Genomic DNA, 22,806 nt, shown 5'->3' with positions numbered 1-22,806 from the left:
TGCCTCCCGGTCAGGGAATCCCTGCTCAGGGGACAATGCCGCAAAGCATGTACTACCAGGGAATACAAAGCCAGGGAATCCCTTCACCGGAGGGGGTGACTCAGGGAATGTATCCCCAGGGAATTTACCCTCAGGGAATGCAAAGCCAGCAGGGAGCAGCTTACCCTCCAGGGGCAGTGCCTCAAGGAATGCCTCTGCCGGGTCTGCCCTCCGATGTTCTGCAGACCCAGGGAATAATCAATCAAATGCTCAACCAAGGGAACCAAGTTCAAGGGAAACCGGCTCCTACAACTTCCCAGCAGCCTGCAGCCTTTCAAGTTCCCCTCTATCCAGGCATGCCCAGCCCGGACGTTCCTGTGAGTCCCGATTATGTTATAGGCCCTGGTGACGAAATTCGTGTCGCGGTTTGGGGGGGAGTTGAAGGAACTTGGAGCACCCTGGTAGACCGAGACGGAAATATCAACCTTCCGAAGCTTGGCCTCCTTGGCGTGACCAATCTCACTTTCCAACAGCTGAAGGATATGCTGCGAAAGGAATTTTCAAAGTATTATACCGATTTTGATATGAACATCAGCATGGGATCACTCAAGACCTACAAAGTCTATGTGGTCGGAAACGCCAGGATGCCCGGAGCTTATAACATTTCGTCTCTTTCTACCATTATCAATGCATTGCTTGTATCTGGAGGACCGAGCAAAGCGGGAAGCATGAGAGATATTCAGGTAAAACGTAATGGAAAACTTGTAGCCAATTTGGACCTTTATGATTTTCTCATCCGGGGGGATCGTGCCAAGGATGAAAGGCTTATGCCTGAGGATGTCGTCTTTGTCCCTCCCATTGGCCCCATGGTAGGGGTGGCTGGGAACGTTGCAAGACCGGCTATTTATGAATTGAAAGGAAGGACAAGGCTCTCCGAGGCCATTAAAATGGCGGGGGGCGTAACCGCATCGGCTTATCTCCAAAGAGTCCAGGTGGAAAGAGTTTTTCAACAAAAATCCAAGGTCTTTTTGGATCTCGATCTGCAAAACATCAAAGGAAAAGATGATATTTTGCTTCAAAACGGGGATATTGTAAAGATTTTCCCTATTACTTCTCTGGTTTCCAATAAGGTGACTTTACAGGGAAACGTTCGAAGGCCTGGTGAGTATGAGTGGAAACAGGGAATGCGAGTGAGCGATATCCTCACTTCCTCGGAAGTGCTTCTGCCGGGCACATTTATGGATTATGCCATTGTTGAAAGGCTAGTTCCACCGGACCTGCATCAAGAGTACAGAACATTCAGTCTTGACAAATTGTTTTCCGGGAGCGACCTCGAAGCCGATATTGCCCTTGAACCTTTTGATGTCGTCACAGTCTTCAACACAAAGGAAATGGTGCAATTTCGCAAGGTCAAAGTTACGGGAGCCGTTAACAAACCTGGTGAATTCGAATACAAAGAAAACATGAAGGTGTCGGATCTGGTCAAACTGGCCGGTGGACTCACCGCCTTTGCATTCACCCCTTCCGCGGAACTTACGCGCATTGTTCCCACAGATTCGGGACCCAAGACGGAACAGCTCTATGTGAACCTCACAGATGCTCTCAATGGGGATGAGTCGCAGGACTTCACACTCCGGGAGAATGATTACCTGTTGGTCCGAGCCGTTCCGGAATGGCAGCTTTACAGTAAGGTATTTATCTATGGAGAGGTTAAATTTCCCGGTGAATACGCATTCAAGAAAGGCGAAAAACTTTCTTCTCTTATTGAGCGTGCTGGAGGCTATACGACCAATGCCTACTTGAGGGGGGCGATGTTCAATCGAGTGAGCGCTAAGTACATGCAGCAGAATCAGATCAATGAGATGATCAATCGGCTCGAAAGAGAGCTTTTTGCCATGGGGAATACGGATGTTGCAAGCACACTCTCTTCAACCGAAGCCAAGGCAATCGGGTATCAAACGGATCAGAAGCGGCAGTTGATAGAGGGGTTGCGGCGAATAGAGGCGAAGGGTCGAATGGTCGTGATTCTGGATGAGGTGAATAAAATGAAAGGCACTCCCTACGACATCACACTCGAGGAAAACGATACGCTCTTCATTCCAGTCAATCCTCTAGCTGTTCAGGTTGTTGGAGCAGTATACAGCCAGTCCAACTTTGTTTATGAACCCAAAAAAGACTACTCCTTTTACATAAAAAGGGCCGGCGGATTTAGCAAAACAGCAGACAAGGGAGGAGTCTACATATTGAAAGTGGACGGCTCCGCCATCAGGCCTAGTAAGGGAGGGTTGGCCTGGGATGCTGATTCGCACAAATGGGTTTCAGGCTATTCGGATGCTGTAGAGTCGGGAGATACCATTGTTGTACCGGATAAGATTGTCAATCTGCCGTGGCTGCCTGTTGTAAAAGACTTCACACAGATTCTCTATCAGATTGCTGTAGGGGCTCGCGTTTTCTTTCAATAAAGTATGATGAACTCAGCCCCGTAGATTTTGCAACGCTGGATGCCAAAAAATCTTTAGGCGGAAGGCAAGCGGGATGGGGCGGGAGGCTATCTTTTGCGATGATATCCCGGTATGCCTCCGGCCTCGTCCCTTTGCTTTTCGCCTGTTTGTTTTTGGGTGAGATGATCTTTCGACGGAAAGCATCTTTGAATATTGAAAAAACAAGGTCCAAAGATTTGCCTTCTCGTTGCTTGTCATTTTTCTTCAAGTATCCGGAAGGAGGGGGCAGGACAAACGAAGACGGCGCACGGCGTTTTCAAACAGTTCAGATGCAGGGATATTTTGCATGCGAGCGATGATACTTGCAGCGGGGCTTGGCACTCGGTTGCGTCCTCTAACGCTGGTACGTCCAAAAGCATTGGTTCCGGTGATGGGGACCCCTGTTCTCGATTACTGGGTGACACAGTTGTATGAAGCAGGTTTTGAAGCTGTAGTCGTGAATGCCTTTCATTTGCAGGATGAACTTCTGGCCGCGGTAAAGGAGAGAACTTGGCCCATTCCGGTGTGGGTGGAAGCCGAGCCGGTCCTTCTGGGGACGGGGGGAGGAGTTCGCAATGTTCTAGATTTTTTTGAAAATAAACCTTTTGCGGTAATCAATGGGGATACGATCTGCAAAATTCCCCTCAAAGAGCTCTATGAGCGGCATCTGGACTCCGGCGCCGGCGCAAGCCTACTGATGCATGATTTCCCTGCCTTCAATAATGTGGCGGTGAAAGGGAAAAAGAACATTCTGGGGTTCGGCAAAGAAGCCATCGAGATGGATAGCAGGGGGGCGGATGTGGAGTTGAAGGCCTTTACGGGAATCCACTTCATAGACCCCGAAATCCTGAAGGGTTTGTCACTCGGTGTTCCAGAGGACATTCTTACGGTCTACCGAAAGCTCATTGCCGATGGAAATCCCCCTCTTGCCCTCTTTCATCCTGGCATTTTCTGGAGAGAAATGGGTTCTCTCGAGGCTTACCGTAGTTTGAACGAGGAACTCTCCAGGCTTTCCGAGAATTTCCTCCCTCCGCTGGTGACCGGCAGGGGAGTGTGCTTGCATCCAAGGGCGAGCATTTCTTCTTCGGCTTCTCTCAAGGGATTCGTTGTCGCGGGAGAGGGTTGCCGGGTGCACGCAAACGTCGTACTGGAAAACGTCATTCTTTGGGATCATGTTGAAATCGAAACCGGCAGTGTTTTGCGCAATTGCATCGTTACGGATGGAATGAGGGTGAACGGAGTGCATGACAACGAAACACTTTTCCAAGTGAAAAAATGAAAGAAATATCCTTTAACGATCCCTGCCTCACTCCATTCCTGCAAAGGGCCGCTTCGGAAACCGGACTGTTCGATGGTCGAGCTACTGTCGTTGCTCTTCAGGGCGATGGGTCCGACCGGCGTTTTTTTCGCATCCGTCAGGGGACTTCTCATTTTATCGGCCTCTTTTCACCCCGCAGGAAAAGCGACGGTACGGATGAAAACGATTCCTATTTCAATATTGGAAGGCACCTCCTGAACCTCGATATCCCTGTTCCGCGCATCTTCTGGGCTGATGTGCGGGAGGGTTTTTTCCTTTTGGAAGACTTGGGAGATCTCCATTTGCAGAGGCATGCCCGTCGGGGTGGAATGAATGTGGAGAAACTCTATCGCCTCGTACTGCGCTTTCTGCTTAAATTTCATGAACGGGCTCCGCATGGTTTTCGAGAGGAATTTTGCTTCGATGGCAGTCTTTTTACCCCTTCTTTCGTCTACGAACGGGAACTGGAATACTTTCGCAAGGCATTCCTGGGGACCTACCTCGGGCTGGAGATCGATGCAGAGGAAATGCGCCATGATTTTGAAAATCTGGCGGAAGGAGCCGGGGTGCATAGGTCCGATAATGTCATGCATCGGGATTTTCAGAGCCGAAATATCATGATCTGCCGGGGCCAACTGGGGCTGCTGGATTTTCAAGGGGTTCGGTTCGGTCCTCCAGCCTATGACCTGGCTTCTTTGCTGATAGACCCATACGTTGTGTTGCCTTGTAGAATGCAGGAAAGCATGGTAGAAACCTACTGGTCGGTTGCCAGAAAATTTCTTGGATATTCGTCCAGGCAATTCAGGGATTCATATAGAGCTGTCCGCGTTTCCAGAAATTTGCAGGCTCTGGGAGCCTATGGGTATCTGGGATGCGTGAAAGGTAAGACATCTTTTTTTCAATATATTCCGAGAGCATGGCAGCAATTGCATTATTGGTTGAATGATGCAGCGAAAGGAAAATATCCGAAGCTTGAAAAGTGGGTGAACCATATCCACCGGAGTGCGAAAGCCCGGTTGAGTAGTCCCCTGCATTACAAAAATTTTGCGTGACATCGATCATTTAAATTGGTATAGGCGGTTTGCCTGGAACGAAATAGAGACTGCAGCAAAAGAAGGAGAAAAATCACATGGCTTCAAAAACTCAGAAAACTGAAAGCATTCGTGCCAAGAAACACCGTTCCAACAAGGTTAATTTGAAGACTCTTCAAAAGCTTATTCAGAAAAACATTGAAGTGCTCCAGAAAACTGCGGAAGCGAAATAATTCATTTCTTCGGCTTTCTCGAAAGAGATGGGAAGGCGGGCTTGAGGAGATTCGATTCCCAAGCCCGCTGAATCTCTCTCGCAAAATGGATTTACCCTTCCCTATTTTAGCTCCATCACCTTCAATAGATTCGTTGTTCCCGATACGCCCACCGGCACCCCCGCAGTGATAATGAGACGATCCCCTTCCTTGGCGACGCCTTTTTCCAGCGCCCAAGTTCGTGCAGAATTGAACATTTGGTCCGTATCGCCGAAAGAACCTACCAGGTGCGGAATTACCCCCCAGGAGAGAGAGAGCTGCCTCTGGGTTTCGATGCGATCGGTCAGGGCCATGATGGGGCAGGGAGGCCGATAACGGGCCACGAGCCGGGCAGTGCTCCCCGAAGAAGAAGAGGCTACGACCGCCGCCGCTTTCAGGTCGAGGACCAGCCAACAGGCGGCACGGCTTATGGCTGCGGCGGTTGAGGGAAGAAACTCGGAGATGCTTTCATTCAGGAGGGGACGTTCATCGAGATAAGGTTCCGTGGTTCTGGCAATGCGGTCCAGAGTGGATACCGCTTCCATGGGAAAGGCTCCCACTGCTGTTTCATCGGAGAGCATGAGAGCATCCGTTCCGTCCAGTATGGCATTGGCCACATCCGTTGCTTCCGCTCGAGTGGGACGAGGGTTGCTCATCATGGAAGTGAGCATTTGAGTGGCCGTAATCACAGGTTTTCCCGCCTGGCGTGTGGTTCGAATGATATGCTTTTGAATAATGGGTACATCTTCGAGAGGCATTTCCACTCCCAAATCGCCCCGGGCGACCATTATGCCGTCGACTCTCTCCAGAATATTTACAAGGCCTTGAACAGCTTGGGGTTTTTCAATCTTGGCAATGAGCATGGGACGGTTTTTGAGAGAGCTCAAAATTGCGAGTACTTCATCCAGGTCCCTTTCGCTACGCACGAAGGAGAGCGCAACGAAGTCCACACCCTCCTCCAGACCTACCAAGAGATCTTTTCTATCCTTTTCCGTAAAAGCACTGATTCTGAGGTTGCTCGACGGCAGATTGATACCCTTGTGGGATCGAATAGCACCCCCCACAAGCACCTCGCAGACGGCCTGGTTTGTGCGTTTCTCTCGCACCAGGAGTTGGACCGTTCCATCCGCCAGCAGGATACTGTCTCCCACGTTGATGTCTTCCAGCAAATAGGGATAACCCACTGGAATACTCTCTGAATCGGATGACTCTTCCGGCGAGAGCATGACTCGCTCTCCGGCTTCCAGGATCCTTTCTTCCTGCCGGATAACCCCAAGGCGGATCTTGGGTCCACCGAGATCTTGCAAGATCCCGATCTCTTTACCCAATTCAGCGGATACCCTGCGAAGCAAGCGAATCGTTTTACGATGACTTTCCCTCTCTCCGTGGGAGAAATTCAGTCGAGCCACGTCCATGCCACTTTCAATGAGTCGCTTAATACTTTCGGGTGACTGCGTATTCGGGCCAATGGTACAGACAATCTTGGTCCTTCTGAATTTAGACTGAGGTTTCATGGCTCTCCTTTGTTAGATGAAAAAATTTCTTCATGGCCGCGGGTTCCTCAAAGGAAACAGATCGGACTGCTTCCGGAAATGAAAATGCAAAGGGCTTTCAGCTTTGAAAGAAGCTGCGATTGGGAACAAACATTTTTCCCGGATTCATAATGTTGAGAGGATCGAGTGCTTGTTTGATCTTCCACATGGCCTGAAACCCTTCAGCACCCACTTCCCACTGAAAAAAGGGAGACTTGGTAATCCCTATGCCGTGCTCGCCGGAAAGGGTGCCCCCGAGTTGCAATACGATGCGAAAGAGCTCTTCAACGGCCTTTTCTGCTCTGGCGAGTTCATCCTTGTCTTTGCGGTTCAGCATGATGTTTGTGTGAATGTTCCCATCGCCTGCATGGCCGAAGCACACGATGATGAGCTTATACTTTTCCGCGAGGGTTCGGATCGAACGAATCAGGGTGGGGATCAAGGTGCGCGGGACCGTTACGTCTTCGTTGATTTTTCCAGGTCTTATTTGTCCCAGTGCGGGAGAGATGGCCCTGCGCGCACGCCACAAACGTTCACGGTCGGTTGGATCACGAGCGACTTCCGTTTGTGAAGCTCCGTTTTGTCGGCAAATTCTTTCAATTCGCAGGGCGTCCTCGTCGAGAAGGCAGCTTCTCCCATCCACCTCTATAAGCAACAGCGCCTCACAATTCAAGGGCAACCCCATGTGCAGGTAGTTCTCCACGGCCTGAATGGTGGCTTGATCGAGAAGTTCAAGTGTAGAAGGGATGATGCGATTCTTGATGATCTCACAGACCGTCCTTGCTGCATCGTCAATCCTTGGAAAGACGGCCATGAGGGTCCGGACATCCTCCGGCGCGGGAATCAGCCGTAAGGTTAATTTTGTAAATATACCCAGGGTGCCTTCCGATCCGACGAGAAGGCGGGTAAGGTCATACCCCACTACGCCCTTCATGGTTCGCGTTCCTGTGCGTATAATGCTCCCGGTGGGCAGTACGGCTTCGAGTCCCATGACATAATCTCTGGTGACACCATACTTGACGGCCCTTGGTCCCCCCGCGCACATGGCGACGTTTCCTCCCAGGGTGGAAAATTGAAGGCTAGCGGGATCCGGTGGATAGAAGAGACCATACTGCAGGACTTTCCTTTGAAACTCCCCAGTGACAACGCCCGGCTCGACAATGGCAAACATGTTTTCGGGATCGATCTCGAGAATACGGTTCAAGCGGCGCAGGGAAATGACCAGCCCTCCACCTGCCGGGATGGATGCTCCAACCATCCCGGTGCCTGCACCACGGGGAAAAATCGGAAACCGATCCCGGTTGGCCAGTTTGACGAGTTCGGCGATTTCTTCCGCGCTGCCGGGCAACACGACACATTCCGGCAAGGCGTTGAGCTTGCTCGCATCGTAACTATAACAGAACCGTTCTTCTAGTGTTGTGAGAACATTTTCTTTTCCCACAGTGCGAATAAATTCTAAAATTGGGAGTGACCTGCAGTTCATTTTTGCCTTATAGTATAAATACGGATAGAGGAGTATCCTTGAATTCAGTCTTTCAATCCTGATACATTAAAAAATTATAGTGTAATCTTTGAGATTTCGCAAGAAACGGCGCATACATTTAAATTTGGCGGGTTGTCTCGGCTGTGCTGTTTGACCTGTAGTTCATTCAACATTGGACAGGATAAAAAAGCACATCGTGCGATCTTCAAGGTTGGAATGAAGACTTTTGCCGCCCGTGCAGCTGAGAGTTTTTTTCCTATCGATCGAACCAAAGTTTTTTGTGAAGAGGGGAGGGATAAGTTGGAAAGAGGATCTGAAAGCGTGACACGGATCTTGGTCGTGGATGATGAACAAGGGGCAAGGGATTCTCTTGAAGTCCTTTTGGAAGATCACTATGAGATCGAGTGCGCCGAGGATGGATTGTGCGCTTTATCCAAGCTTCGTCAAAAGAACTTTGATTTGGTGCTTTTGGATATCACCCTGCCCAAATTGAACGGTATTGAAATACTTAAAAAAATCAAAGAACTTAATGAGGGAATCGATGTCATAATGGTTTCCGGGCTGGATTGTGCTCATGAAGCAACATTGTCCATGAAGAGTGGAGCCTTTGATTATATTACCAAACCATACGAACCCGAACGGATCCTCAAGAGCATAGAACGCGTCGTGAAAAAGCGGTTTGACGAACAACCCATCTCTTATTCTTCTGGTGAGACGATCTTCAATTTTGGAAGCGTGGCGATCATCAGCCAGTCCCCGCGGATGTATGAGGTTTTCCAAGCCATAAATAAGGTAGCGTGTGCATCCAGCAATGTTTTGATTACGGGGGAGAGTGGAACAGGTAAGGAGCTGATCGCTCGCGCGATTCACGCCAAAAGTGCCCGCGCAGGAAAGCCATTTGTCGCCATCAATTGTGCAGCCATACCTCCAGAACTGATGGAAAGCGAACTTTTCGGCCATGAAAAAGGCGCCTTTACCGGAGCACATATCAGAAACATAGGTAAATTTGAATATGCGCATGGAAGCAGTATATTTTTGGATGAAATTTCGAGCTTACGGCTTGAACTCCAGGCAAAATTGCTGAGGGTTTTACAGGAGCGCGAGTTTTGCCGGGTGGGTAGCCATAAAACGATAAATGCTGACGTCAGAGTGATCGCCGCAACCAATACTCGCCTCGAAGATATGGTCAAGGAGGGAAAGTTTCGCGGCGACCTCTATTTTCGCCTCAATGTGATTCCAATCAACCTTCCCCCATTGCGTGACCGAAAAGGGGATGTTTCTCTTTTAGCAAGGCATTTTCTAAAAAAATTCAGCCAACTATCGAACAAAAAAATAAAAGGTATAACCCGTGGCGTCCTGAATGTTCTGGAATCCTACCCCTTCCCCGGAAATGTTCGCGAGCTGGAGAATATTATAGAAAGGATGGTTGTTATGGGGACCGAGGGAGAGTGGATAGATGAGAAAGATTTATCTTTCGACCTCTTGGGGGGAGAGGATCATATTCTCGTGGGGGATGAGACAAGTATTTCCAGCGATAAAAGTGGTCTCATTCAGGCCCGGCAGGCATTCGAACGTCAATATATTTTGAATGCCCTGGAGAAATGCCGATGGAATCAAACAGATACTGCTCGTCTTCTAAAAATCCACCGGAATACTCTGATGCAGAAGATGAAGGTTATGAATTTGCGCTCTCAGGGTGAAATACAACAATAAGCCCGCTTCTTCTTTAGAAGCTGTAGGGTCAAAGTTTTTTCTTATATGTTACCGTGAGAGACATCTGATCGAGTGCTTTATGGGCAAAATCAAACACTTCAGACGCATCTTCTCCAGATTCGACAAGCTCGACAGAAGCTTCTTGGGCTTTCTTGGCTTTGTCGCAGCTCTCATCTGGTTGAGGTGAAATGTCAACAGAACCTAAAATTCTTTGGAAGCACAAGCGAATTTTCTGCCTGGTGTTGTGTGGGCTAACTATAATTTTTTTGTAGCCGATGAGGTCAAGCCTGAATCGACACTCTTCAAAAGCCTTTTGGCACGTTCGACCACATTTTCCACCGTGAAACCATAGCGCTTGAAGTTTTCCTTTCCGGGAGCGCTCGCTCCAAAACGAGTGATTCCCACAACGTCTCCCGCATCGCCGACCCATTGGCGCCATCCGAGAGGAGAACCGGCTTCAACCGCCAACCGCACCTTGACATGGGGCGGGAATACCAGATCACGGTAGCTCTGTGGTTGTTCAATAAAAAGTTCCCAGCTGGGCATGCTCACCACTCGCGCGTCGACACCATCTTCTGCAAGTTTTTCCTGGACCTGAAGCAGAAGGTGCACTTCAGATCCCGAACCCATGAGAATCATATGAGGACTGCCGGATTTTTCGCTGGAGAGAACATAAGCTCCCTTTGAGACTCCTTCAGCGATGCTGAACTTGGAAGGATCCAGAACGGGCAAACCTTGCCGGGAGAGAACGAGTATGCTGGGACCGGTTTTTCGCCTCATGACAACGCGCCAGGCATGTGCGGTTTCATTGGCATCCGCAGGACGAAGAACACATAGATTCGGCATAGCGCGCAGAGATGCAAGCTGTTCAACGGGCTGGTGCGTAGGGCCGTCCTCCCCCAGCCCGATGGAATCATGAGTCATTATATAAATAACGGGCAATGCCATCATGGCAGCGAGCCGAATCGCCGGGCGCGCATAATCCGTAAATACGAAAAAGGTCGCCGCATATGGCCGAATGCCCCCGTGAAGGGCCATACCCGAAGAGCAGGCACACATGGCGTGTTCGCGAACCCCCCAGGGAACATTGCGATGAGCGTAACGCTCTTTTCCAAAATAATGGGACCCGCTGATGAGCGTTTTGGTCGAAGGAGAGAGATCCGCGCTGCCCCCCATAAGGCAGGGAACTTTCGAAGCAAAACTATTGAGCACCCTGCCTGAAGCAGAACGAGTGGCAATGGCCCCTTCGGACGGTAGAAAAACGGGAATATCCGCATCCCAGCCCTCAGGAAGATCACATTCCAACGCAGCCTCAAATTGCGCCGCTTCTGCAGGATAAACCTTCCTGTAAGCGGCGAATTTTTCCTTCCATTCTCCCTCAAGCCGCCTGCCTCGACTTACCGCCTTGTGCATATGCGCAAGCACTTCTTCGGGAACGAAAAATTTTTTGTCTTCCGGCCACCCATAGAACCTCTTGGTGAGCTTCACTTCTTCCTCGCCCAGTGGTTCACCGTGGGCTTCCCTGGTGTCCTGTCGATTCGGCGATCCGTAGCCGATGTGAGAACGAAGAATGATAAGAGAAGGACGGTCTTTCGCCTCCTTAGCCCTATGAAAAGCTTCAAAAAGAGCCACAAGGTCGTTCGCACGATCCCCCAAGTCCTGCACATGCCAGTGATATGACTCGAAGCGGCCGGCCACATCGTCGGAATAAGTAAGATCCGTCGGCCCTTCAATGCTGATATGATTGTCATCATAGACACAAATCAGTTTACCCAGTCCAAAATGCCCCGCTAGTGATGCAGCCTCGTGGGACGCGCCTTCCATCAAGTCTCCATCCCCGCAGAAAACGTAGGTATGATGATCCACAATGGAATGTCCTTCATGATTGAAAACCGCTGCGAGATGCGCTTCGGCCATCGCCATTCCAACCGCGTTCATTATACCCTGTCCAAGAGGCCCAGTGGTTGTTTCCAGCCCCGGCGTGATACCGTATTCGGGGTGCCCAGGCGTTTTGCTTCCCCATTGACGGAAGTTTTCTATGTCATCCAGGGAGAGATCATAGCCGGTAAGATAAAGCATGGCGTACTGAAGCATGGAGGCATGCCCATTGGAGAGAACGAAGCGATCCCGATCGAACCATTTGGGATTTTCCGGATTGAAACGCAGAAATTGAGTCCACAAAACATAAGCCAGGGGTGCCAGGGCCATGGGTGTACCCGGATGACCCGAATTCGCCTTTTGCACTGCATCCATGCAGAGCGTGCGTATGGTATTGATGCAAAGTTCATCCAAAAGATTCGTTTTCTCCAGCATGTTTTTTTCCTTGAAGATGTCTTTTTAAGAGAATGACCATGTTCTCTCAGAATCTCAAAGTCGCAGTCAACCTGAGTGGATGTAGAAGAAGATCCAGCGCATCGACAATCCGACAGGTCGCCACATCTGCGGCAAGCAGAGCATCGACAGCAACCCCCTCTGCTTGCACAACGGCAATTCCCAGGGCAGCGTTCTTGAGCATCGATCGATCGTTCCGACCGTTTCCAATACATACACAATTCATAGATCCCAGGGATTCAACAAAATCCGCTTTGGCTTTGTCCTGTTCTCCTTCTGGAATCACAAAAAGTTTACAGGGAAGATCAGCCAATTGATCCCGAACGCTTCCAAAAGTATCTGCAGTCAGGACGTGGATGCTAAGCTGCTCTGAAAGGATTCTGATTCTCTCGTCAACTCCTTCGATGAGCCGCCCATCGCAAGCCAGGGTTCCGTTATAGTCGAGGACCAACGAAGAGAGATTCAGAATTCCATAACCCGGTATTTTGATTTTCAGCATAACGTCCTTCCTTCATGAAAAGCTCTTATCTTTTGGATACAGGTCATGACAAAGCCGGCCACACTTCGATAAGACAAGACAATCAAACACTTTTTTGCCAATACATGCCCAGTCGAACGACAAAAGCACTTAACTATTTGATTTATAATATATTATCAATCTCTAACCGGTTTACCCATTGAATGCGGCGAATTAAAGCGCTTATACTGTGAACAGTTGAAACTCCGACTTCTGCAGGGTCATCAAGAAGTCAGGATCTTGTCCGTACTGAGTATAGCAAACAATGACATAAATTTAGAAATACTTCATTCTGCTTATTTGCAATAGAAGGTTTAAGATGACCGCACTGGTGACTGTTTATCTCAAAAGAGCGATCCTGATGTCCGCAGACAGTCTTGAAATCGAAATAGACAGTTATGAAACCCAAAACATCATTGGTATGGGGATAACTCAAAAACTTTTTCTCATCGAATCTTCCGGCACAGGCATTTCAGTAGGAGGTTTTTCCGGGTGGGACGATAAGTCGGTAGCAGACATACTCCGCGAGTTTGTAAATTCGGCCAGCCTCACTCAAAAGTCCCAAACGGATATCGCAACGGATCTGAGTCACTTTCTCAGCAAAAACTATCCCAGGCTTCAGAGCAGATTTCACCTGAGCGGTTTTGATGGAGGAGAACCCGTTGTCATGGAATTGGTATACATCAGTGAAGGGAACTGGAAATTGACGAGAAAAAATGCACGCTCCGATGGAACCCTCGATAATCATTTCCTTGCAATGTGTGAGAAGGAAACAGCCCGTCATTTTCGCCTCCATCCGCCCGACTTCGATGCTTTCGCGATAGACGATGCCGTTGCCTTCATTCGCAAACTCTACGAAAGAGAAATCGATCTGGTGACGCGAATCAAGAATCCACCGGATGTCGCCGAACCCATAGACATTCTCGTAATCTTTCCCGGCGGACATTGGTTCGAATCCATAAAGAACAGGGAGGAAGCCATTCTCGACAGGGCTTCACCCATGAAAGGCGAGTAATCGGCCACTACACGGTGGCTTATGATTTCATTTCCTGTTCGAAGCTCTGACCTGAATGAGTTCCGCCACGATACTCACCGCGATCTCTTCCGGAGTTTCGGCCCCGATATCCAGGCCTATAGGGGAATGGACGCGTTCCAAATCCCGTGAAGTGAAGCCTTCCTTCATGAGCGCTTCGTAAATGGCCTTCCGCTTTTTCTGGCTGCCGATCATGCCGATGTAGACAGCTTTCGTCTTTAGAACCCGGCCCAGCACGGTTTTGTCGAAGGCGTGTCCTCGCGTCACGATCACGAGATAACTGGCGCCGTCTATTTCCAGGCCTTCCAGAGCATTCTCGAAAGAATCCAGGACAATGATGTTATCTGCGGAGCCAAATCTTTGCCTGTTGGCAAACTCTTCCCGGTCATCCAGAACGACCGTCCGAAAACCCACCCTGCCCGTGAGTGCCGCCAGCGCCTGTCCCACATGACCCGCTCCGAAAATGTACACGGTATCCGGACTTCTGATGGGTTCCAACAGGAAGCGTTCCGCTCCTTTGCTCAAGGGAACCGGGCCTGCAGCATCCGCTTCACCAATCATTTCACGAAGCCATGTCGGCTTCTCTTCCGATGACTCCGGGAACATATCGCCGTTTTCTTTCAAGAGATATTGGGCCGGCTTTGGGGAATCGTTATCGCCAGTCGGGATCCGTGTGATGAGCCTCACTTTTTCTTGCGTTTCCAGAGATTTCAAAAGTCCCTCATAAAAATTCAAGAGATCCCGATTCGAAGCATCCATAAAAGTCATCAGAATTTCCAAACCTCCGCCGCAAGCCATCCCCAACCGCCCGGCATCTTCGGAAGTGAGTACAAATTCCTTCACCATGGAGCCTCGTTGTTTGAAAATATCTGCAGACAATTCTTGAACCTTGGCTTCAACGATCCCTCCACCTACCGACCCGATGATGGCTCCATTGGAACGCACAATCATCCTTGCACCGGCCGAGCGGGGCGCTGAACCTGTTCGGGTGAGAACAGTCGCCAGCACAAAGTGTTCTCCTCGGCCCAATAGCTCCACCATGTTCTGAAATATATTCATCATCCCTCCCGGGCAAATTTTCTGCGCAGGGTACCTCAACCTTCTGCGCAATCCGAGACTCACAAGCTGTAAAGAATTCCCGTCACCATTGCGAAGCAAAGTATCGCCAATGTCGATACGGCGCACACCCCAGCCATCATTTTGTGGAACAGATTCTCACGCACCCTGTCTTTGTATCCCATCAGCAGGCCCAGAAGTGCTCCGGCAACAAGCCCTCCCCCATGCCCCCAATTGTTGATGCCGGGCACCAGAAGACCAAAAGCGAAGAGTCCGATCACCCAGCCTCCTACCTGCTTATAAACGGTATCCCCATAGACGCCTCCCCGGCTTTTTCCATAATAGAGGCCGGCGCCGATCAATCCGCATACCGCTGCCGAAGCCCCCAGGGTGAAGGCAACGCCGGCAAGGTAGGAGACAAAAAATCCCACTACGCCGGCCACTGTGTAGATGATGAACATACGGTAGGGACCATATTCTTCGATAATGAGCGGACCGATTTGCTTGAGAGCGATCATATTGAAGGCGATGTGCAGAATGCCCGCATGGAGGTAACTGGCCGAGAGCAGTGTCCACCATCTGTGAAAACGAGCAATTGGAAAGGTGCCCGTCGCACCCAGCAGCAGAAGGCTCTCGTTATTGGGAGACAGAAAGGAAAAAGGGTTCAAGGAAAAATTCATGGCGCGGGGATTCAGGAGAAGAGCAAGAATGAACATCCCCACATTCAAATAGATGAGCGCCCTCAAAAGTTGGTCCGGATTCTGAAATCCTCTTGTCCACACATTGTTTTTCCAGCGCGATCCCGGATTGGCGATGCCACAGTAGGGACAATGAGGTTCATCTGCACTGATGAGCTTGCGGCAATTGGGACAGAGAATCGAATGTCTCTCTTGATCTTGCATGATTTCAACCCATTTAGCAGGAAGTAAAGTTGCGATTGATTGACATGGACCGCAGGCAGCGGCCCCCATGAGAGCGAACCCTGACGTGCTCAGTAGATAACATTGGCTTTCCATGTTGTAAAGCTATGGCTTTTAAACTCTCGTCACATGTGTCATGTTATAAGGCCTTGAAGGGTGCGCTCAGAAAGAGCCTGCCAAGGAAGGGATACATCTGTAAAACAGGCATTCAGCTCAAGGACATCGGATAACCAGACTATGAATGATAAATATATTGGTAAAATCAGCGAACCCCTTCTGCCAATTTACTCTCGATTCGGTGAAAAAGGCCTGCGCCTTCAAAAACTGAAACAACTGGGGTTTGTCGTTCCCGACGGATTGCTCCTTTCTGTGGAATTTATGCAATACCTCATACGCTCCATGGGATTGCAGGGAGAAATAGATAAAATACTGGAGCGGGAAGCGAAACGGGATGCAAATCTTGAAGCTTGCGTGAGGGAGATCCTTAAAGGGAAGGTACCGGAGGATGCCATCAGAATCCCCGTCGAAGAGGCCATCCGTTCCATCTCCCGCTCATACTCCGGCCCCGACCGGGATTCCGCAGATGTCCTTTTCGCCGTTCGCTCTGCCGCACTGGGAGAAGATGATGAGACAACCTCTTTTGCAGGGCAATATTCGACCGTCCTGAATGTCAATCTGGAGCACATCTGGTCCGCCATCTTCGAGTGTTATGCTTCCTGGTGGACGGAGAGAGCGGTAAGTTATCGCGCGACCCACAAGATGCTCAATACCGAACCACGGATCTCCATAATCGTTCAACTGCAGCTGAACCCGGAATATTCAGGGGTGCTCTTTACCCGGCATCCTTTCAACCCCTCGGAAAATATGGTCATTGAAGCCGTGGCTGGCTTCGGAGAAAAACTGGTTTCAGGCAAAGCGACTCCAGCTCGATGGGAAATAGATCCCCGTACCAAGAAAATCGTGGATTTTCAAGCCGATCCGGCTGGACAAGCAGCATCCTTGAGCAAAAGTCACCTGGATGCACTGATCGACATCGGCCAAAAAGCGGAAACCGCGTTTGGCAAAGGCCTCGACCTGGAATGGGCAATCGAAGGGGACACTCTTTACATTTTGCAGCTCAGGCCGGTCAGCACCCTCGATAGAAAACCCTCTTGCGATTCCATGGCCGAAAATTTCTATTCGAGATCCATCGTGGAAGATCTATGGTCCGACCGCATGACCGATATGACCGCATCCATTGTCTTCGATGAACTCTCCGACCTTTACACGTTCAAGGCCCCTCTCCGGAAGCTGAAGCTCCATGAACTTTCCTCCATTCAAGCCATTCGAGTGATCAACGGCTACGGCTATCTCAACAACTTATCCATTGCCAAGCTCCTGGAATTCCTGCCGGGCTTTCTTCGGTTTCGTGAAATTCAAAACGTCTTTCCTCCTTCCATCCGGGAAAAAGTTTTGCAGACCCCTTTTCAGCCACTAAAAGTTCTCAGACTCCTTCCCCGCCTTCCCCTGCTTTTTTCGGACCCGGCCATCCTGCCGTTCCTGACCGTACCTCTTTTGAAACGCCATATCCGCAAAATCGAAGACGAGTTGAACAGGGTGGACGTCGATTCATACGCAGAGATGACATGTACCTCCCTCAGGAACGAATTGGAAAGACTCCTGAATCTGCTTGCCGGCCTTCAGGTACGAAACCAGTGGGGTTACGGCAACGCCAGTATATTCACCTGGATTCTCAATCACTTCGCTACCCGTTATGCCGGCAGGAGCGATGCGTGGGTGTTGAAACGGATGAGCCACATCCCATCCAATATCACCCTCACGATTCAAGAAGATCTCATGAAAATCAGCAGATGCTTCGATGAGGAACTCAGAAAAGTTTTTTTGGACACAAGTGAAAAAGAAAATCTCTGGGAAATTCTTCAGACAAGATATGGAGATCACCCCGCCACCAGACGCATCGAAAAGTTCATCGCTGCATACAGGTACAGGTCGGCCAACAGGGACTTCATTCATCCCCGCTGGGACGAAAAGCCCGGCCTTGTCCTGGACTTGCTGACGATTCTTTTGAAGACCGGCTCCCATGCAGCGGAAATCGAGGGAAAAACCGCAGCGGAGCCAAACCGCAGCGCTCTTCCGGCTTTTATAACGGCCCCCATCCTGTACGTGCTGCTTCGATCCGCCAGGTCCTTCCTTGCCCTGCGTGAAGACCTCCGGTTTGCCCTGGACAAGGTCTTTTACCGTATTCGCAAATTGCTCTTGGCCATGAGCAAAAACGAAGCCTTCAGGGGACTCGAGGCTGTCCGGGATGGGATTTTTTTCCTGAGGCTCGACGAACTGAGAGACATACTGGACAGGAAAAAAAGCATCCGGGAAATGCTTCAGGTCATTCAATCCAGAAAGGAGATGTATACAGAGGACAGGGAAAAGTCTCCTCCCTTTTATGTCTTCCATGACGGAGAGCACACGGTAGATCTATGCCCGGTCAGCGCTTCAGGCAAGGTTTTTGCCGGAACGGCGGCATCCCCGGGCATGGCGGAAGGAAAAGCTCGAGTCATCCGCAGTGAGTCGGACTTCGACAAGCTCCAAAAGGGCGAGATTCTGATCGCCTACAACACGGACCCCGGGTGGACGCCACTTTTTGTAACCACGGCGGGAGTAGCGGTCGAAATGGGGGGAATTCTCAACCACTGCGCCATCGTCGCCCGTGAATACGGGGTTCCGGCCGTCGTCGGACTCCAGGGCATCACCGGGAAGATCGAAGACGGTCAGCTTGTCCGTATAGACGGGAACTCGGGAACCCTGGAGATTTTAGACCGAGGCAACGTTTCATCCTTGGACGGATAGAACATGATACAGAACATCAGGTGAGATTTCGCTGCGTATGCAGGCCACTGAACCTTCATTTCCCGAGACGGCAATGACTATCTCACCTCGACATTGTCAGATTTCATCTGCACCACGGAGACACGGAGATTTCATTTGAAGGTCTTTCTTCGTGCCCTCCGTGTCTCCGTGGTTTATACGACAATATTGCACTAAATCATCGACTTACAGCTTCAACATTGTATTTGGATGGGCATGAAGCCAAACATTTATTTCATTTCGCTATACGCTGTAAAAAAAATGATGGGGTAAAATTTCATATCATGCCAATCCGCAATGACTCAACTCTACGAGCTCAACCGTATCTATTCCACGGTTACAGATTTTGCCAGGTTCCTGGGTTTATCCACGTCCAGCCCCTTCATGACGGAGACATGGTAGGCCAGCAATTGCAGATAAACCACTCCCACCAGTCCGGCAAACATGTCATCCACTTTGGGAATGTACAAGACATCATCGGCCACTTCTTCGATCAGTTCATTCCCTTCGAGGGTAACCCCGATGACGTAAGCTCCTCTCGCCTTGACTTCCTTCATGTTGGAAATGGATTTTTCAAAGAGGCTCTGCTGAGTCGCAAGAGCGATCACAGGGGTTCCGTCTTCGATCAAAGCGATGGTTCCATGCTTCAGTTCTCCCGACGGAAAAGCCTCGGTATGGACGTAGGAAATTTCTTTCATCTTCAGGGAACCCTCTACGGCGATGCTGTAATCCATTCCCCTTCCAATATAGAAACCGTGGGCGGCATCTTTTATTTTCCCAGCGATTTTTTGAACCTGGAGATCATTTTTCAGGACCGCTTTGATTTTTTCGGGGATGCCTTTTAATTTTTCCAGGATCTCCCGATATGCGGCCAGATCAAGAACCCCTCTCTTGTAGCCCATGTCCAGAGCGAGCATAAAAAGACAGGCGATTTGTGTCGTATAGGCTTTGGTTGAAGCCACAGCGATTTCAGGACCCGCCCAGGTATAAATGACATGCTCGGCTTCCCGCGCAATGGAAGAACCCATGACATTGGTAATGGCCAACGTCCTTGCACCTTTTCTCTTTGCTTCACGCAAAGCCGCGAGGGTATCCAGCGTCTCGCCGGACTGACTGACTATTATGACCAGGGTTTTGGAATCGATGAAAGGGTTGTCGTACCTGAATTCGGAAGCGATCTCGACATCCACCTTGATTCGGGCCATTTTTTCTATGGCTTTCTTGCCCACAAGGCCGGCATGATAAGCGGTTCCGCACGCCACGATGTAGATCTTGTCAATCTCGGCCAGGTCTTCCTTGCTAAGCCTTATATCATCAAATCTGACCAGACCGTCTGCATCCAATCTTCGAAGGATGGTCTCCTGAATGCCCTTGGGTTGTTCGTGTATTTCCTTGAGCATAAAGTGAGGGTAACCGCCCTTGGTGGCAGACTCCAGATCCCAGGTGATTTCCGTCAGATTCTTGCTGATTTTGTTTTTCTTTAAATCGAATATCTCGACGGAGTTCTTCGTCAGAACGGCAACGTCCCCATCCTCTAGTAAATAGACATTTTTGGTGTACTTGAGCAGTGCAGGAATGTCTGAAGCGATAAAATTCTCACCCTCTCCTACCCCTATCACAAGGGGGCTGTCCTTGCGGGCGGCAATCAATACATCAGGCTGGTTTTTATGGATCACCCCCAGGGCATACGCTCCTCTGATTCTCTTCAGGGTTTTATAGAGTGCATCGAGAAGATCGCCGTCATAGTAGGAATCGATCAAATGGGAGATCACTTCCGTATCGGTTTCCGATTTGAAAACGACACCTTTCTCCTGAAGTTCCCTCTTGATTTCCAGGTAGTTTTCTATGATGCCGTTATGAACGACGGCAATGGAACAACTCTCATTGCTGTGGGGATGGGAATTCTCGTCGGAGGGTTCACCATGGGTCGCCCAGCGGGTATGGCCGATTCCCATGTTTCCTTTTATGGGGTTTTCTTTCAGGTTCTCTTCAAGGAGGAGCAATCTCCCTTTTTTCTTTTGGATGATGATCTCTCCACCAGTGTTCACTGCAACGCCGGCGGAATCATAACCACGATATTCCAAACGTGTCAAACCATCCACAATGACTTCAACCGCCTGCCTTGCCCCAATATAACCCACAATTCCGCACATATGCGATGCTCCTCTAAAACAGATAGAACAGAGATCCATTTTAGAAGAAAGCCAGTCACTGAAATGCTTTTGTTCCAGCAATCACTTGCGGGGTTTGTACATTTCTCGGGCTGTGACATCCCTCAGGGCATCCGCCGAAAATTTCGATCACCCTGAATCCTCGTCAACTTATACGATAGAATCCCGGTATAAGCTCTGGCGCTCTCGACACTTTTTTGACTCTCTTCCACATATCGACTTGCCGCATTCTTCGCATCCCATCGGCTCAGGTAATCCCTTTCATATGTTCCTCCTTTCCGTTTGCTCTCCGTCCTGAAGTCTCCCCCAGCATGTTATGAAAATCCGGCAATGTTCACCCCCCGACCATGAAAATCGTAGGCCGGGTTTCCAAACCCGACATCCAGTGTCGGGAAAGGAATATAGGCAAAGAACCGGCCTCCCCCTTTCGTGGGAATGACCCAAAACGTACACAACGACAATTTTTGCACACCTGGTCTGCCCAAAAACTCACCGGGAAAATGCGCTCATTTAACCTTTTTCAATTTCTCTGCCAACTGTTTTCCTGCTTCCTCATAACCAGGCTTTCCCAGCAGGGCGAACATGTTCTTCTTGTAATCTTCCACTCCAGGCTGATCGAAGGGGTTCACCCCCAATAAATAGCCGCTCACGGCGCAAGCCTTTTCAAAAAAATAAAAAAGATATCCCAAGTGATACGGGGTCGCCTCAGGCAAATGAACGACCAGATTGGGCACTCCTCCATCAACATGAGCAATTACCGTGCCTTCAGACGCTTTTTTGTTCACTTCATCGATTGTTTTTCCCGCCAGGAAGTTCAAACCATCCAGGTTCGATTCGTCCGCTTCTATTTCGATGTCTGCTTCAGGAGTCCGAATGCTGATCTGAGTTTCAAAAAGATGTCTTCGACCATCCTGAATATACTGCCCGAGGGAATGAAGGTCAGTAGTGAAGTCGGCCGATGCAGGATAGAGCGCTTTTCCATCCTTGCCTTCGGATTCCCCGAACAACTGTTTCCACCATTCGGCAACATAGTGGAGCCGAGGTTCATAATTGATCATCAGTTCGATGGCTTTGCCCTTCCGGTAGAGGATATTTCTGACAGCCACGTATTTATAACAGTCGTTCTTACCATAGGGAGCCGTATAATCCGCCGATGCATCCGCGGCCCCCTTCATCAACGCATCGATGTCGATTCCTGCGGCGGCTATGGGCAGCAATCCAACGGCCGTGAGCACAGAATATCTTCCCCCCACATCATCAGGAACAACGAACGTCTCATAACCCTCCTCTGCGGCAAGCTGTTTCAACGCGCCTCTGGATTTATCCGTCGTGGCAAAAATCCGATCCCTCGCCCCCTTTTTCCCGTACTTTTCTTCCAGTTTTTTCTTGAGAATCCTGAAAGCTATGGCAGGTTCCGTCGTTGTTCCGGACTTGGAAATGACATTGACTGAAAAATCCTTCTCTCCTATCATTTCCAGTACATGCGTATAATAGGTGGAGGAGAGATTGATCCCTAGAAAATATATTTCCGGAGCCCCCCGCCTGGACTTGGGCAGATGGTTGAAAAAGGAATGGCACAAAAATTCGATGGCGGCTTTGGCACCCAGATAAGAGCCGCCTATCCCAACGACTACCAGTACGTCTGATTGAGATCTTATTTTTTCAGCCGCCGCTTTGATCCGCTCGAATTCCTCCCTGTCATAGACGGTCGGCAAGTCCAGCCATCCTAAAAAATCGTTGCCCTGCCCCGATTTTTGCTCTAGAACCTGTGCCGCGTTCATGACCTGACCTTCCATGAATTCAATTTCATGTTCATGGATAAACGAAAGGGCATTGTGATAATCAAAAGATAATTTTTGCATGAGTGACCCCGGCTTATCTTGTCAATGGTTGGACGATCAGTGTTGCGTCCTCAAAACTTGATCCTGCCCGCACCGGAAGGAATGGAATCATAGTTTCAGACCAACCGCTATTCAGAGAAGATGCATATCAAAAAATATTGAAACGATTCTTGCCTGATCGCTACCGGATGTCAAGCGACGTTAAATCAGAAAAGCTGTTTTCAGCATTTGGCTTTGACATCGTCATGCATGAGTATTATCCAAAGTGCAGTACCTCAACCCCGCCGGAACTTACCCCAAAGAGCAGAA

The 22,806-nt window shown here is 49.7% G+C and carries 15 protein-coding genes; 7 read left to right on the top strand and 8 right to left on the bottom strand.

Annotation, left to right across the window (positions count from 1 at the left end; all coding sequences use genetic code 11):
- The first annotated feature begins 35 nt into the window (after positions 1-35).
- The 4 genes from QMG16_RS02150 to QMG16_RS02135 all read left to right on the top strand — a co-directional run bounded on the left by QMG16_RS02150 (position 36) and on the right by QMG16_RS02135 (position 5,020).
- Positions 36-2,441, top strand: coding sequence for an SLBB domain-containing protein (locus QMG16_RS02150; protein ID WP_281792019.1), 2,406 nt, complete (start codon positions 36-38; stop codon positions 2,439-2,441).
- A gap of 325 nt (positions 2,442-2,766) precedes the next feature.
- On the top strand, positions 2,767-3,738 hold the full coding sequence (locus QMG16_RS02145) for a nucleotidyltransferase family protein (RefSeq protein WP_281792018.1): 972 nt from the start codon (positions 2,767-2,769) through the stop codon (positions 3,736-3,738).
- Positions 3,735-4,808, top strand: a complete 1,074-nt coding sequence (locus QMG16_RS02140) for an aminoglycoside phosphotransferase family protein (RefSeq protein WP_281792017.1) — start codon at positions 3,735-3,737, stop codon at positions 4,806-4,808. Before QMG16_RS02145 ends, QMG16_RS02140 begins: the two co-directional genes overlap by 4 nt.
- A gap of 77 nt (positions 4,809-4,885) precedes the next feature.
- On the top strand, positions 4,886-5,020 hold the full coding sequence (locus tag QMG16_RS02135; protein ID WP_281792016.1) for a hypothetical protein: 135 nt from the start codon (positions 4,886-4,888) through the stop codon (positions 5,018-5,020).
- Positions 5,021-5,121: 101 nt separating this feature from the next.
- On the opposite strand, the gene pyk is transcribed toward QMG16_RS02135, so the two are convergent.
- Both pyk and QMG16_RS02125 read right to left on the bottom strand, forming a co-directional pair.
- Positions 5,122-6,552: a pyruvate kinase gene (gene pyk / locus QMG16_RS02130; RefSeq protein ID WP_281792015.1), complete on the bottom strand. Its 1,431-nt coding sequence runs from the start codon at positions 6,550-6,552 to the stop codon at positions 5,122-5,124.
- A 97-nt stretch (positions 6,553-6,649) separates the two neighbouring features.
- Entirely contained in the window at positions 6,650-8,011 is a 1,362-nt protein-coding gene (locus QMG16_RS02125) for an FAD-binding oxidoreductase (protein ID WP_281792014.1), read from the bottom strand.
- A gap of 363 nt (positions 8,012-8,374) precedes the next feature.
- Between QMG16_RS02125 and QMG16_RS02120 the strand changes: the two genes are divergently transcribed.
- Positions 8,375-9,766, top strand: coding sequence for a sigma-54-dependent transcriptional regulator (locus tag QMG16_RS02120; RefSeq protein ID WP_281792013.1), 1,392 nt, complete (start codon positions 8,375-8,377; stop codon positions 9,764-9,766).
- Between the two features lie 255 nt (positions 9,767-10,021).
- Here QMG16_RS02120 and tkt read toward each other — a convergent pair whose 3' ends face one another.
- Positions 10,022-12,079 carry a transketolase gene (gene tkt / locus QMG16_RS02110; protein WP_281792012.1) on the bottom strand — a complete coding sequence of 686 codons (2,058 nt, stop codon included), beginning with the start codon at positions 12,077-12,079 and terminating at the stop codon, positions 10,022-10,024.
- A gap of 46 nt (positions 12,080-12,125) precedes the next feature.
- Positions 12,126-12,596, bottom strand: a complete 471-nt coding sequence (locus QMG16_RS02105; protein ID WP_281792011.1) for an HAD family hydrolase — start codon at positions 12,594-12,596, stop codon at positions 12,126-12,128.
- A 337-nt stretch (positions 12,597-12,933) separates the two neighbouring features.
- On the opposite strand from QMG16_RS02105, the gene QMG16_RS02100 reads away from it, so the two are divergent.
- The gene (locus QMG16_RS02100; protein ID WP_281792010.1) at positions 12,934-13,629 is read left to right on the top strand and encodes a hypothetical protein; all 696 of its coding nucleotides are present in this window, start codon (positions 12,934-12,936) and stop codon (positions 13,627-13,629) included.
- A gap of 27 nt (positions 13,630-13,656) precedes the next feature.
- Here QMG16_RS02100 and QMG16_RS02095 read toward each other — a convergent pair whose 3' ends face one another.
- A complete protein-coding gene (locus QMG16_RS02095) occupies positions 13,657-14,709 on the bottom strand; it encodes an XdhC family aldehyde oxidoreductase maturation factor (RefSeq protein WP_281792009.1) in 1,053 nt (350 codons plus the stop codon).
- A 56-nt stretch (positions 14,710-14,765) separates the two neighbouring features.
- Positions 14,766-15,605, bottom strand: a complete 840-nt coding sequence (locus QMG16_RS02090; RefSeq protein WP_281792008.1) for a rhomboid family intramembrane serine protease — start codon at positions 15,603-15,605, stop codon at positions 14,766-14,768.
- 255 nt (positions 15,606-15,860) lie between these two features.
- Between QMG16_RS02090 and QMG16_RS02085 the strand changes: the two genes are divergently transcribed.
- Complete coding sequence (locus QMG16_RS02085) at positions 15,861-18,467, top strand: PEP/pyruvate-binding domain-containing protein (protein WP_281792007.1); 2,607 nt, start codon at positions 15,861-15,863, stop codon at positions 18,465-18,467.
- Between the two features lie 344 nt (positions 18,468-18,811).
- On the opposite strand, the gene glmS is transcribed toward QMG16_RS02085, so the two are convergent.
- Both glmS and QMG16_RS02075 read right to left on the bottom strand, forming a co-directional pair.
- Positions 18,812-20,638 carry a glutamine--fructose-6-phosphate transaminase (isomerizing) gene (gene glmS, locus QMG16_RS02080; protein WP_281792006.1) on the bottom strand — a complete coding sequence of 609 codons (1,827 nt, stop codon included), beginning with the start codon at positions 20,636-20,638 and terminating at the stop codon, positions 18,812-18,814.
- Between the two features lie 524 nt (positions 20,639-21,162).
- On the bottom strand, positions 21,163-22,518 hold the full coding sequence (locus QMG16_RS02075; protein ID WP_281792005.1) for a glucose-6-phosphate isomerase: 1,356 nt from the start codon (positions 22,516-22,518) through the stop codon (positions 21,163-21,165).
- Positions 22,519-22,806 lie beyond the last annotated feature (288 nt).

The organism is Desulforhabdus amnigena (genome assembly GCF_027925305.1).
In the GTDB taxonomy this organism is placed as follows: Bacteria; Desulfobacterota; Syntrophobacteria; order Syntrophobacterales; family Syntrophobacteraceae; genus Desulforhabdus; species Desulforhabdus amnigena.
The sequence above is the reverse complement of the archived record's forward strand: the minus strand, read 5'-3'. Positions and strand labels throughout refer to the sequence as shown.